Source organism: Salibacterium salarium, from assembly GCF_030813635.1.
Lineage (GTDB): Bacteria > Bacillota > Bacilli > Bacillales > Marinococcaceae > Salibacterium > Salibacterium salarium.
Genome location: NZ_JAUSUM010000004.1, coordinates 395028 through 407991 on the forward strand (window position 1 = coordinate 395028; position 12964 = coordinate 407991).

Consider the following 12964-nt stretch of genomic DNA (forward strand, 5'->3'; position numbering starts at 1 on the left):
TTAGTTAGGAGATGTACACTTTTGCGCTGGGGGGAATAGTATGAAAGCCGTCCTTTATGTAGGGCATGGAACTAGAGTGCTTAAAGGAAGTGAACAGTTGAAAAAGTTTGTAGAGGATGCGAAGAAAGATATTCCCTATGACATTCAAGAGACCTGTTTTTTAGAACTTTCTGAACCCGATATTATGGAAGGAGTCGCTCGTTGTGTTGAACGGGGGGCAGATTCTATAGCGGTCATCCCTGTTTTATTACTATCTGCTGGACATATTAAAGAGGATATCCCAAAAGAACTTGAGAAAGTGCAAAAAGCATATCCGGAACTTACAATACAATACGGGGCGCCTTTTGGACTTCACACAAAAATGATTGAAGTGTTACAGCAACGCTTGGAAAGCAAAGGTTGGCAAAAAGGTGAAGATGCTGAAATTTTATTAGTCGGTCGGGGAAGCAGTGACTCTAATGCGATTTCCGATTTTCATGAAATTGCTTCTCTTTTACAAAATCGAACTGCTGTTGAAAAAGTTGATACTGCGTTTTTGGCGGCAGCAAAACCTACTTTTGATGAAGGACTAGCAAATAAGACGAAAAGCAAGGCGAAAAGTGTTTATGTGCTACCATACTTATTATTCACCGGCCTCCTCATGCAAGAAATGGAGGAAAAGATAGAAAAAGCGAATCAAATAAGTGAATCTTCTTTGTATTTATGTGATTATCTTGGGTATGATAAACAGTTGATAGAAGTTTTGAAAGAAAGAGCAGTAGAAACATTTGATCAACCATTTCTATTCGAAAAGAGCGAGGAAAATGTTTAATTTCCCGCTCTTTATACATATGGAAGGAAAATCCGCAGTAGTTGTCGGTGGCGGTAAAATCGCTTGTCGAAAGGTGAATAAACTGTTAGATGCAGGAGCTAAAATAACGGTTATCGCACCGGAACTTCATGATGACTTGATGTGTCATTATTTAAAAGAGAATATACATTGGATAAAAGATGTATGTAAAGCAGATTATTTAACTTCTGCTTTTATTATTATTTCTGCTTCCGGAAATAAAGAAGCACAAGACATTATCCGCCAATCTAGTAGTCCATATCAACTGGTAAATGGTGCGGATAATCAAAAGCTTGGTAACGTGGCATTCCCGGCGTCTTTTCAAGAGGATATGTTTCACGTCGCCGTTTCAACAAATGGAGCATCTCCTGCAAAAGCCAAATCAATAAAACAAAAGTTAAAAAAATGGTTTAAAGAAAAGAAATATAAAAATTAAGGATTGCACCATGAGAATAAGACCCTTATACTTTATTTTGGCAGAGAGCTAAAAGAGTAAAGGGGTCTTTTTTAATGGTAACCGTTATTGTATCTGTGTTAATTATGATTCTGTTAAGCCTTCTTCGAGTGAATGTAGTGCTTGCAATACTCGTTGCCGGTATAACGGCAGGGATTATGTCGGGCTTGAATTTAAATGATTCATTACAATTATTAGTAGAAGGAATGGGGGGACAGGCAGAAACCGCACTTAGCTACATCCTTCTTGGAGTATTTGCGATGATGATTGGATATTCGGGAATTACTGGGGTACTAGTTTCGTCTCTTTTACACGTACTTAAAGGAAAACGAGGATTTTTAATTATGACGATAGCGGCAGCTGCCTGTTTATCTCAAAACGCAATCCCTGTCCATATTGCTTTTATTCCGATTTTAATTCCACCGATGTTAAAAATATTTGATGAAATGAATGTGGATAGACGAGCTGTTGCGTCTGCCTTAACATTTGGTTTAAAAGCACCGTATGTAATGATTCCTGTTGGTTTTGGATATATCTTTCACGAAACGATGTCTGAGGAAATGATATCGAACGGTATGAATATGCCTCTCGACAATATATGGAAAGCAATGCTTATTCCTGGAAGCGGCATGATTGTCGGCCTTTTCGTTGCTGTATTTATTACGTATAGAAAACCTAGAACACTTAATAAAAGTATAGATAAAGCCATTGATCCTTCTAATTTTGAAGTGGAACAAGCACCTTCATTTGGCTTAAAACAAATATTGACGTTAGTAGCTATAGTTGGGGCTCTTATTATTCAGATATTACTGGATTCCCTTATTTTTGGTGCACTAAGTGGAATTATTCTAATGTTTGCATTAAAAGTAGTTCCATTCCGCCATGGAGATGATATGGTTAATGATGGCGTTAAGTTAATGGGCATGATAGCGTTTGTTATGTTGATTGCATCCGGCTTTTCCAACGTACTCACAGAAACAGGTGCAGTTGATGAAATGGTAGAGAAGGCAGTAAGCGTATCGGGTGGTGCAAATGTAGCGACTGCTGCTATTATGTTGTTAGTAGGCCTAGTAGTTACAATGGGGATTGGAACCTCATTTGGAACAATCCCTATATTAGCAGCTTTATTTGTTCCATTTTGTTTAAGTATCGGGTATTCCCCTTTAGCAACGACTGCTTTAATAGGTACAGCAGCAGCAATGGGAGATGCTGGGTCACCTGCTTCTGACAGTACATTAGGACCGACATCCGGTTTAAATGCAGATGGAAGGCATCACCACATATGGGATACTTGTGTACCAACATTTATCCATTACAATATTCCGCTGTTTTTATTTGGATTGATAGCTACAATTGTATTATGATGTATTTTAAGGGGCTGGCCCAAAAGTGATGGAAAACAACTTTTGGGGTCAGTCTTTTTTAGTAGCTCATTTCATGCAGTACAAACACCCCGAGTAGAAGTGGATGAGGGACGAACTTAGGGCTTGAGGTTCAATCACCTTCATACACTCTAGAATGGGGATAATTCAACGGGGAGCTGGAAAACATAACATCACAGCTGAATTGATATATTCAAAAAAGGAGATTAGAATTGTGATGCTCCCATCTTTTCTTTGTATCGTTGTTATTCCTTCGGTTATTTCTGTTGTTACGATGGCGACATTGCTACCTTTAAAATGGATGCTAGAAAAAGAAGTGAATAATAAAAAATCCTTTTTCCCTTTTCACATTATTAATGTTATCTTAATTATGATGATGTGCGGGACGAGCTCGGTCGTCTTTCATGGATTTATGTTGGATGCCATTAATGAAAAAGGATGGGGAGTTGTCTCCCTGTATGCCTATGTATATCCATTGCCGATATTATTTGTATCGTACATAAGTGCAGCTAAGTTTTTTCAGACATCGATACAACCATACCGTATTAGTAAACACAGTAATGTCATTTATTTAAAAACAAGACGAATAAGGTGAGAAACAGGGGAGGAGGGACTGTCACATGGCAGGTAAAAAAAAATACTATGTGGTTTGGAAAGGAAGACAAACCGGTATATATGATAACTGGGCAGATTGCGAAAAACAAGTGAAGGGATACGCAGGTGCTTCCTTTAAATCGTTCAAAACAAAAGAAGAAGCAGCCAATGCATTGGAGAACGGAGAAACTTCTGCCGTTTCAAATTCAGAAACAGGACGTTCTTCTTACATAGAAAATAGCGTGTCTGTAGATGTGGGTTCACACGGAAATCCGGGATTTGTTGAGTACAAGGGAGTTTATACGAAAAACGGTGAAGTATTATTTTCACATCCAGGTATTCAAAAGGGAACGAATAATTTAGGAGAATTTTTAGCCATTGTTCATGCTCTTCAGTATTTAACGGAAAAGAAGAGCGATATACCTGTATATAGCGATTCTGACACAGCAATCATTTGGGTGAAGAAAGGTAAAGCAAATTCAAGCTTAAAACATACGAAAGAAACAGAGGAGATTTGGAGTCTCGTAGAAAAAGCCGAAAAATGGCTGAAACATAATAGCTGGAACAATCGAATTTTAAAATGGAATACAAAGGCGTGGGGAGAGATAAAGGCGGATTACGGTCGAAAGTGAATGTTGTATTCAAAATGTTTAATGACTAACTCAGCTTGGGTATACTTTAGATTGGAACAGGATATTAGTTAAGGAGTGATGTAATAATGAGTAGTATCGCAACTGTTATGACTGATATGTTTGAAGACTCCGAATATACAAGCCCACAAGAAGCTTTTGAAAAAGAAGGGCACACGTTAACTGTTATTGAAAAAGAGAAAGGGAAAACGGTGACAGGAAAGAATAAAGAAGCAGAGGTGACGGTAGATGCGTCTATTAATGATGTAAACCCGGAAGACTTTGATGCACTGTTTATTCCTGGCGGATTTTCTCCAGATATCCTGCGAGCCGATCAACGTTTTGTTAGTTTTGCAAAGCATTTTATAGATGAAAATAAACCAGTATTTGCTATTTGTCATGGGCCGCAGCTTTTGATTACAGCTAAGGCATTAGAAGGTCGCAAAGTTACAGGTTTCACTTCTATTCAAGTTGACTTGGAATATGCGAAAGCGAATGTACACGATGAAGAGGTTGTTGTATGTCATAACTTGGTGACAAGTAGGACGCCAGACGATTTACCGGCCTTTAATCGCGAATCACTGAAACAGCTTCAATAAGCAAAAGGGCAGCCGTTTAAAGGTTGTCCTTTTTAACGAAGCAGATTTCATTTCTGTCTATATGAAAAGTGATATAATAAACTAAAGAAGTTTTCTTCAATAAGAGGTGAGAAGATGAGTGCGGACACAAAGCTTGCAACGTTTGCGGGTGGATGTTTTTGGTGTATGGTTGGACCTTTTGAGCAGTTAGATGGAGTTGATTCCATCGTTTCTGGTTACACAGGAGGGCACACTGAAAATCCAACCTATGAAGAAGTATGTTCGGACACTACAGGACATGTTGAAGCGATTCAAATGAGGTATGATCCGGATAAAGTAAGTTATGAGGAACTGTTGAACACATTTTGGAGACAAATTGATCCAACGGACAAGGGCGGTCAGTTTAATGATCGTGGTGAATCATATCAAACCGCGATTTTTTATCACGATGAAGACCAAAAACAAATGGCCGAAGCATCCATTCAAAATCTGGAACAAAACGGACCATTTACGGAGCCAATCGTTACACCGATACGACCTGCAAAAGTGTTTTATTTGGCGGAAGAACACCATCAAGACTACCATAAAAAAAATAAATTTCATTATCAATTGTATAAAAAAGGCTCCGGCCGAGAAGGGTTTATCAAACAATACTGGGGGGGAGCTTAATTATGGCTGAAAACAAAGAAGAACTAAAACAACGACTAACACCGATTCAATTCGAAGTAACTCAAAAAAATGGGACGGAACAGCCGTTTAAAAACGAGTATTGGGACTTAATGGATGATGGACTTTATGTGGATATTATCAATGGTGAACCTTTGTTCAGCTCTGTGGAGAAGTTTGAATCCAATTGTGGCTGGCCTAGTTTTACAAAAGCATTAAGTGACGAAAAAATCGTTGAACACCTTGATACAACAATGGGAATGAGACGGACAGAAGTTAGAAGTAAAAACTCTGATTCTCACTTAGGTCATGTGTTTCCGGATGGTCCTCCTCCAGAAGGATTAAGGTATTGCATTAACTCAGCTGCTCTCAAGTTTATTTCGAAAGATGATCTTGAAAAAGAAGGTTATGGAGAGTATAAGTCTTTATTCGAAAAATAACCTTATCTTTTTTTAATGGGAAAAATATGTTTATTTCGTTGAACGGAAGGGTAGAAATGATAGTGGAGAATTCATAAAAAATAATAAATAGAACAGATGTCAAGGAGGAAGATTCCCATGGATAAACAAACGCAAGAGCTTGTTGAAGGTTTGAATGAAGATTTAGCGAACGAATATGCTGCTATTATTATGTATAATAACTATGCGGCGGTAGTTTCCGGAATGTATCGCCAAGTGTTAAAACCTTTTTTCGAAGGGGAAGTTACTGATGAGCAAGGGCATGCCCTTTACCTTGCCGAAAAAATAAAAACGCTTGGCGGAGAGCCTACAACAAAACCCGCTGAAGTAAAACAAACGGATGATGTAAAAACAATGCTTGAAGCAGCACGCCAATCAGAAGCGGACACGATAGCTCGGTATAAAACAAGAGCTAAGCAGGCAGATGAACTCGGTTTAATTGAGTTACAAAATAAACTGGAAGACTTTATTACAGATGAAACGGGTCATATGGAGGAATTGGAACGCTTATTGTCTGATCCTCGCATGCAATAATCCTTTTCACGATAAACTGTTCGCCTCTTAATGGAGAGGTGAACAGTTTTTTGTACAAGCTAACATGTGATGTTTAGCATCGGCCTAAAGGCATTGCATAACATATAGTTTTGTTTCCTATAACATATAGAAAGGAACTTCTTAGACGCATGAATGCAGATTTTGACATAAAAAAGTATAGAAAAACTTACAATTTGCCAGGTGATAACGTAAATCATACATGGAAGTTTATTGATCATAAGGACTTTCAATTGTTTTTCCAAATGTTTTCTCCTCCAGAGGCAGAAAGGACAATTTTGTTTCTACATGGATTTTTCGATCATACCGGAACTCATGCAGAGTGGATTCGGTATTTAACAGCTAAAAATTTTAATGTGGCTGCTTTTGATTTGCCTGGGCATGGTCAATCAGGAGGTCCTCCTTTTGAAATAGAGTCTTTTCAAGATTATCAAGAGGCATTGCGTTCTGTGTTGGAGTATTTACGTGGGCAGGGAATGAATGATGTCCATGGAGTTGGACATAGTACGGGAGGGGCAGTGATTGCGGATTATCTGTTATCGAATAATGATACGTTGTTTCACAAGGCTGCTTTAATTTCTCCGTTAATCCGTTCGAATCAATGGTGGCTCTCTAAAATAGCTGCACCGCTTGTTTCCACTTTTCAAAAAGAACTGCCTCGAACATTTCGAAGAGACACTGGCGAATCTGCTTTTATGGAAAGTTTAAAACAAGATCCTCTAGAAGGAAGAAAGATACCAGTAAAGTGGGTACTTGCGATGTTTGAATGGGAAAAAGAAATAATGGAAAAAACCCCGTCTTCCAAACCGATATTGATTTTACAGGGAACAAACGATCAAACGGTAGAGTGGAAACATAATATGAATGTGTATCACACCCTATTTCCTGACTCGACGAGAATATTAATTGATAATGGGCGTCATCATTTGTTAAATGAGCGGAAAGCACAAAAAGATATTATTTATCGATTGCTGTTAGAATATCTTAACAAGAAATAAGCAATACAGAGGGTCTGTTCCAAAGGGCATTTGTAAAAAGAATAAAAAGCAACCGTGATGAATAAACACCTCCGAAACGTCAGATTTTATTTTACTGTTTGGTGCAGTACAATACGGTTGCTTTTTTAATAACAGGACTTGTTGATGAAGGCAGCAAGGCAATATCCCCCTGTTTGTTCAAAAGGCGCTGCCGACTTATAGCGTTCGGGGGCAGTGAATGCCTGAATTATTATAATAATTCCCTATATCTAAACAGGGGACAGCCCCTACTTAGGTATAGACTTATTCTTTATATTCCGAGTCAATATAAACTTCTTTTGCTTTTTTATCGTCCAGTTTTTTTTCTATCTCGTTTATCGCAGACGGATCACTTAAAAGCTCTCTCTTATTTTCATCAATTAAGTCTTTCATTGTAGAGCGCATAGGTTTTCTCATACTCCACCATCCTTTATTCTGTACTCATCCCTCCGTCTTCATTATAATGAATAAACAGATGTTGTCGAGATTTGAAATGTTACTATTTTTTGAATACTTCAAATTTATATAAAAATAGGCGGAGGAAATTTTGAAACAGACGAAAAACAGTATATAATAAAGAGTGAAGTTCATGAAGTACAAATTAATTTAAGGAATATTTCAGGTTCGTTCGTGGTATGGAAATAGGGAAGGTCTAATAAGAAAGGCGGGCACAATGATGGAGAAAAAAGATATCAAATGGTATAAGAGGTGGAAACTTGGCATCATCGTGAGTGGTATTTCGGCAATACTCGTTATGTTTGCTAACCGAAAAACAAGAGAAAAGATTGTTGATGGAACAAAACAAACAGCTTCAACAGTAAATGAAGCAAGTAGTTTTTTGTCGAACAATAGGGAAGAAATCATCGCAAAAGTGAAAACAACATCCAATGACTTGTCTGAATTATTAAAGTCGGCAACCCATGATATTCAATTTATTACAGATAAAGCTAATCATTTAAAAGAAACATCAGTAAATATGAAAGATAGGACTTTACAGGCAGCTGATGAGATTAAAGACTTAAAGGATGTTGACGATGACGAGTCGATATCATTGAATCGAACAGATAATGTAAAACAATTGCCAACAAATAATAATTCTTAATTATAAAACAGGGGATACCACGATGAATGGCATCCCCTGTTTTTTTGCATTAGTGACACCGTATCTCGAGCCAATAAAGGTTTGTTGCAATTCTTCCTAAATTCTCAGTTTAGCTTGCTTTTGTAAAGGTAATATTAACAACTAGAAAGTGTAGAAGATTATTTAAAGGGCAAGGAGGATTTTTTCTATGGCTTTGATTGAAGATTTAAATGATTTTAAGCATCAGACAGACGAAACTGGGATACTAACGATATACTTAAATACAGACTTTGCAGATGGGTCTCAACATGGCGGAGAATGGAAAATTCGATTGAAAAATGGTTTAAAAAAAATTAAAGAATATATAGATACAAGCGGTACAAAGGAGGAACAAAAAGCATATAAAAAATTAGCAGATATGGCGAATCAGCATATTTATGACGAGCAGATGAATTTACAAAAAAGCTTCGTTTTCATGGCATCGGTTAACGGAGAATTTCTTGTTGAAAAAATTCTTCAAGTACCGGTGGAGACAGAGTTTCATTGGGAAACGTATCCCGTATTAGATCAATTGGAAGAACTGCAGACTGAATTTCCTGGAGTGGGGGTAATATTAGTACAAAAGAGTGATGTCGTTTTCATTGATGCAGCACTGGGAGAAATTCGTGATGAAAAGCAGTTCAGCTGGGAAGTTGAGTCAGAAGATTGGAAGCAGTATAAAGGAAATGCTTCTGCAGATAGAACAGCTTCTGGTTCTAATCAAGTGGATGAATTACAGCAGCGTTTTGAGGAAAACAGACATCGATGGTATAAAAATCTTGCCCCTGTCATAGATAAAGAAGTGAAACAACGTCAGTTAGCGGGTCTTTACGTAGTAGGCAATAAAGAGTCAATTCGGGATGTTGAGCAGCATTTAAATACGAAGATTATTAATACAATACCTAAAAATCTTATATCGAAACCTTCTCATGAGGTATTGAATATCGTTTATGATGAGGAAGTGAGATAGCAAAGAAACAAAGCCGGGCTGATTGAAAGTCTGGCTTTGTTTCTTGATAAGCAAAATGAAAGGAATTATATAGTGAATTTGTTAAGATAATATAAGCATCTGTGAGAATAAAATGATACACTCAATCTTTGAGATATTTTCGTACAGGAGGGACGAAGTTGGAATTTTCTATGCAAGAAAATGGTTTTTCAACAGAGACAGAATATGGGACGCTACAGGCATGTGGAGATGAGAAATATGGGTTTCGCCCCTATCAACTACTAGTGTCATCAATTGCTGTTTGTAGTGGAGGTGTGTTACGTAAAATAATGGAGAAACGCCGTCAAACAGTTCATGACATGAACATTACAGCTGACGTGACACGATCTAGCGAGGGAGCAAATGAAGTTCAAAAGATTCATCTCCATTTTACGATTAATGCAGACAATATTAATGAGACAAAGATGCAGAAAAATATGGAATTAACTCGCAAACATTGTGCAATGGTGCAATCGGTTAAAGGTAGCATCGAAGTGACAGAATCGTTTGAGTTAACAAGTTAGTAGAACTCGAACGTTGTTATCGTTCGGCGGAGAACAGGAGAGCGAAAAAATGACTACGGCTAATAAACAATTTGATTTTACAGAAGGCAGTATCATGCGCAAGATGATTTTTTTCGCTGCCCCCATTTTTATAGGGAATCTCCTTCAAAGCTCTTATCAAATTATCGACAGTTTATGGATTGGTAATTTGTTAGGATCTAGTGCGTTAGGTGCTGTTTCCATTTCATCTACGGTTATATTCACTATTTTATCTTTTATTATAGGGATTAACAGTGCGACGTTGACGGTTCTTTCACAAAGAACAGGGGCAAATGATGAAGAAGGGTTGAAAACATCCTTGAATGCGTTTGTATTTGTGTTAGGTATCCTTTCTGTTTTTTTAGGAATTATAGGATTTGTTTTGGCACCGTCCATTTTAACTTGGATGGGTACTCCAGAAAGCATCCTTCCGATGGCAGCTAATTATTTAAGAATTAATTTTGTCGGAATCGTTTTTTTGTTTGGATATAATTTTATTGGAACAGTACTACGAGCAGTAGGAGATAGTAAGACTCCTTTGCGTTTTATAACAATGGCTGTCGTATTAAACACTGTCCTAGACCCAGTCTTTATTTCAGTTTTTGAACTAGGAATGGAAGGTGCGGCTTATGCTACCGTCATATCACAAGGTAGTGCGTTTTTATTTGGAATTATTTATTCGATATGGAAGAAAGGATTACCGTTCACTATTCCAACCGTACCACAGATTGGAGAATTTCGACGTATCTTTAAATTAGGATTGCCATCTGGTATATCCATGATGGCTATATCCGGCGGTGTGCTTGCGATAATGACAGTTGTAACTTCTTTTGGAGAAATCGTTGTTGCAGGTTATGGTGCAGCACAACGCATTGATAGTGTTATCATGCTTCCGGCGACAACGCTTGGATCTGCTATTACTAGCATGTCTGGTCAAAACATAGGGGCAAATAAATGGAACAGAGTAAGTGATATTGCAAAAAGCGGGTTAATTCTTATTTTTGGCGTTGCATTAACGATTAGTTGCATTGTATTTTTAACAGCAGGCTTATTAATGAGTATGTTTATTAATGACGAGGAAACGATTGAATTTGGAGCAACATATTTACGAATTATCGCATTCTTTTATCCATTTTTAGGCATAAATTTTGTATTGAATGGGATTGTACGATCATCAGGTGCGGTCTTGCAAGTACTTGTCTTAAATATTATTTCTTTTTGGATTCTGCGATTCCCATTGGCCTGGTTGTTTTCAACGATTATGGGAGAAAACGGGATAGCTGTTGGTGTTGGAATCAGTTTTGTTCTTAGTTCCGTTTTTGCTATATTATATTATCGATTTGGCAAATGGCGAAACATTGATATATTTAGTGATGAAAAAATGAAAGCGGAAGAAAGGCAGGATGATTGATTTGGGAACACCAGTTTATGATAAAAGTCGGCAGATCCAGTATTTGAAGCAACGCGTTCATTTGATACAACAAATGTTGGAATATATGGAAGGTTCTTCAGAAGTAGAACGTTCTGATTTAGAAAGGCTAGAAGACTTATTTCGCAAGACAGAACTAAAAATAAAACAGTTTAAACAAGATTGGGATTAAAGGGGCAGAATCTCAAATGAATATATTTTTAATAAGGCATGGCGAATCGGAAGGAAATAGAATGGCTAAACTTCAAGGTTGTGAGGATTTTGATTTATCAATGAAAGGGAAGAGGCAAGCTTTACTCCTTGGGGAATATTTAGCTGATACCAAGATTAATTATTTGTACAGCAGTGATTTAACTCGTGCAAACCAAACTGCTGAAGCGGTAGAAAGACACCAAGATTGTAATGTAGTTCAGTCAAGTAACTTACGTGAAATCAACCTAGGTCCGCTTCAAGGCAAAACAAGAGAGCAAATATATGCTGAATTTCCAGAGGTTCGTAATAAAAACTTACTAAGATCGGGTCTAGAAGGGACAGAAACAGATGAAGAAATAACAAAAAGATGTGAGAATCTTTATTATTTATTAAGAAGTGCTAAAGAAAATGAAACCATTGCTGTTGTTTCCCACGGTGGATTTTTGACTATTTTTCTAATGTACTTATTGGCAGGTGAAAACTGGAACACGTTGCACCGCCCTTTTCGGATTGATAATACAGGAGTAAGTAAAATAAGCTGGAAAGATGAAAAGTTAGTGATTCATTATATTAATCAATGTCATCATCTTCAACGAGAATAATGTAAAGGAGGCGTTGGGCTCGAAGAGAGTCCAACGTCTTTGAAAATTTAACCGTTATATTAAAAAGAAAGAATATTTCTATTAGCAATGGCAGAAGCTAATTTAAAAAAGGGGGATTGTGATGCGTTATTATTTTTTTCTTACACTAATAGCGGTGTTATGTTTTTCGATTGGAATGAACGAGGTTAATGGGGAAGAAGTTTACAAATGGAATTTCAAACCTTCGGAAAATAACGAACCGTCTGACACAGAACCAGAATACAAAAAATTGTTGGAAAAATATGACGGATTATTTATTGGAGATCCTGAAAAAAAAGACGTGTATCTCACCTTTGATAATGGTTATGAGAATGGTTATACAGAAGATATATTAGATGTATTAAAAGAAAAGCAAGTACCTGCCGCTTTTTTTGTCACTGGACACTATTTAGAATCGGCGTCAGATATTGTTAAACGAATGGTGGAAGAGGGCCATACTGTCGGTAATCATTCATGGAACCACCCCAGTCTTCCGGAAATCAGTGACAAAAAAATTGAAGAAGAATTGGGATCGGTAAAAGAAAAATTTCAAGAGCTTACAGGTGAAAAGGATATGCTGTATTTACGTCCCCCTCAAGGTACGTTTAATGAATCGTCTCTCGCTAAGACCCGTGAATTGGGATATATTAATGTATTTTGGTCCTTTGCCTATGTAGATTGGGAAACAAGCCATCAAAAAGGCGCAGAAAACGCCTACCAAAGTATTATGAAAAGGATACATCCAGGAGCTGTCATGTTGCTTCATTCTGTTTCAGAAGATAATGCTGATGCATTAGAGAAAGTTATAGATGAAGCACGAAAACAGGGATATACCTTCAAAAATTTAGACGATTTAGTACTGGATACTGAATTAACAACAGAATAAATACAGAGAAAGAACGTGATTCAACGATT

18 protein-coding genes are annotated in these 12964 nt (G+C 37.3%); 17 read left to right on the forward strand and 1 reads right to left on the reverse strand.

Features of this window, described 5'->3' with window-relative positions; translation table 11 throughout:
- Nucleotides 1–40: 40 nt before the first annotated feature.
- From J2S78_RS16055 to J2S78_RS16100, 10 genes are all read left to right on the forward strand, one after another.
- Complete coding sequence (locus J2S78_RS16055) at nucleotides 41–811, forward strand: sirohydrochlorin chelatase (RefSeq protein WP_306900176.1); 771 nt, start codon at nucleotides 41–43, stop codon at nucleotides 809–811.
- Nucleotides 804–1265, forward strand: a complete 462-nt coding sequence (locus tag J2S78_RS16060) for a precorrin-2 dehydrogenase/sirohydrochlorin ferrochelatase family protein (RefSeq protein WP_306900177.1) — start codon at nucleotides 804–806, stop codon at nucleotides 1263–1265. Before J2S78_RS16055 ends, J2S78_RS16060 begins: the two co-directional genes overlap by 8 nt.
- A gap of 74 nt (nucleotides 1266–1339) precedes the next feature.
- The gene (locus J2S78_RS16065) at nucleotides 1340–2647 is read left to right on the forward strand and encodes a Na+/H+ antiporter family protein (protein ID WP_306900179.1); all 1308 of its coding nucleotides are present in this window, start codon (nucleotides 1340–1342) and stop codon (nucleotides 2645–2647) included.
- Nucleotides 2648–2879: 232 nt separating this feature from the next.
- Entirely contained in the window at nucleotides 2880–3260 is a 381-nt protein-coding gene (locus tag J2S78_RS16070; protein ID WP_306900181.1) for a hypothetical protein, read from the forward strand.
- A 25-nt stretch (nucleotides 3261–3285) separates the two neighbouring features.
- Nucleotides 3286–3891 carry a ribonuclease H1 domain-containing protein gene (locus tag J2S78_RS16075; protein WP_306900183.1) on the forward strand — a complete coding sequence of 202 codons (606 nt, stop codon included), beginning with the start codon at nucleotides 3286–3288 and terminating at the stop codon, nucleotides 3889–3891.
- Between the two features lie 86 nt (nucleotides 3892–3977).
- The gene (locus tag J2S78_RS16080) at nucleotides 3978–4487 is read left to right on the forward strand and encodes a type 1 glutamine amidotransferase domain-containing protein (RefSeq protein WP_370871580.1); all 510 of its coding nucleotides are present in this window, start codon (nucleotides 3978–3980) and stop codon (nucleotides 4485–4487) included.
- 114 nt (nucleotides 4488–4601) lie between these two features.
- The gene (msrA, locus tag J2S78_RS16085) at nucleotides 4602–5135 is read left to right on the forward strand and encodes a peptide-methionine (S)-S-oxide reductase MsrA (RefSeq protein ID WP_306900186.1); all 534 of its coding nucleotides are present in this window, start codon (nucleotides 4602–4604) and stop codon (nucleotides 5133–5135) included.
- A 2-nt stretch (nucleotides 5136–5137) separates the two neighbouring features.
- A complete protein-coding gene (gene msrB, locus J2S78_RS16090) occupies nucleotides 5138–5572 on the forward strand; it encodes a peptide-methionine (R)-S-oxide reductase MsrB (RefSeq protein WP_306900188.1) in 435 nt (144 codons plus the stop codon).
- Between the two features lie 117 nt (nucleotides 5573–5689).
- A complete protein-coding gene (locus tag J2S78_RS16095; protein ID WP_306900190.1) occupies nucleotides 5690–6124 on the forward strand; it encodes a ferritin-like domain-containing protein in 435 nt (144 codons plus the stop codon).
- Nucleotides 6125–6273: 149 nt separating this feature from the next.
- The gene (locus J2S78_RS16100; RefSeq protein WP_306900192.1) at nucleotides 6274–7140 is read left to right on the forward strand and encodes an alpha/beta hydrolase; all 867 of its coding nucleotides are present in this window, start codon (nucleotides 6274–6276) and stop codon (nucleotides 7138–7140) included.
- A 282-nt stretch (nucleotides 7141–7422) separates the two neighbouring features.
- Here J2S78_RS16100 and J2S78_RS16105 read toward each other — a convergent pair whose 3' ends face one another.
- Nucleotides 7423–7575: an FbpB family small basic protein gene (locus J2S78_RS16105; protein WP_306900194.1), complete on the reverse strand. Its 153-nt coding sequence runs from the start codon at nucleotides 7573–7575 to the stop codon at nucleotides 7423–7425.
- A gap of 256 nt (nucleotides 7576–7831) precedes the next feature.
- Between J2S78_RS16105 and J2S78_RS16110 the strand changes: the two genes are divergently transcribed.
- From J2S78_RS16110 to pdaA, 7 genes are all read left to right on the forward strand, one after another.
- On the forward strand, nucleotides 7832–8260 hold the full coding sequence (locus J2S78_RS16110; RefSeq protein ID WP_306900196.1) for a YtxH domain-containing protein: 429 nt from the start codon (nucleotides 7832–7834) through the stop codon (nucleotides 8258–8260).
- A gap of 187 nt (nucleotides 8261–8447) precedes the next feature.
- On the forward strand, nucleotides 8448–9248 hold the full coding sequence (locus J2S78_RS16115; RefSeq protein ID WP_306900197.1) for a VLRF1 family aeRF1-type release factor: 801 nt from the start codon (nucleotides 8448–8450) through the stop codon (nucleotides 9246–9248).
- Nucleotides 9249–9406: 158 nt separating this feature from the next.
- Nucleotides 9407–9790 carry an OsmC family protein gene (locus J2S78_RS16120; RefSeq protein WP_306900199.1) on the forward strand — a complete coding sequence of 128 codons (384 nt, stop codon included), beginning with the start codon at nucleotides 9407–9409 and terminating at the stop codon, nucleotides 9788–9790.
- A gap of 49 nt (nucleotides 9791–9839) precedes the next feature.
- Nucleotides 9840–11219 carry an MATE family efflux transporter gene (locus tag J2S78_RS16125; RefSeq protein WP_306900201.1) on the forward strand — a complete coding sequence of 460 codons (1380 nt, stop codon included), beginning with the start codon at nucleotides 9840–9842 and terminating at the stop codon, nucleotides 11217–11219.
- Nucleotides 11212–11409, forward strand: a complete 198-nt coding sequence (locus J2S78_RS16130; RefSeq protein ID WP_306900203.1) for an SE1561 family protein — start codon at nucleotides 11212–11214, stop codon at nucleotides 11407–11409. Before J2S78_RS16125 ends, J2S78_RS16130 begins: the two co-directional genes overlap by 8 nt.
- Before the next feature lie 16 nt (nucleotides 11410–11425).
- Nucleotides 11426–12031, forward strand: coding sequence for a histidine phosphatase family protein (locus J2S78_RS16135; protein WP_306900206.1), 606 nt, complete (start codon nucleotides 11426–11428; stop codon nucleotides 12029–12031).
- Nucleotides 12032–12152: 121 nt separating this feature from the next.
- A complete protein-coding gene (gene pdaA / locus J2S78_RS16140) occupies nucleotides 12153–12935 on the forward strand; it encodes a delta-lactam-biosynthetic de-N-acetylase (RefSeq protein WP_370871581.1) in 783 nt (260 codons plus the stop codon).
- Nucleotides 12936–12964: the final 29 nt, after the last annotated feature.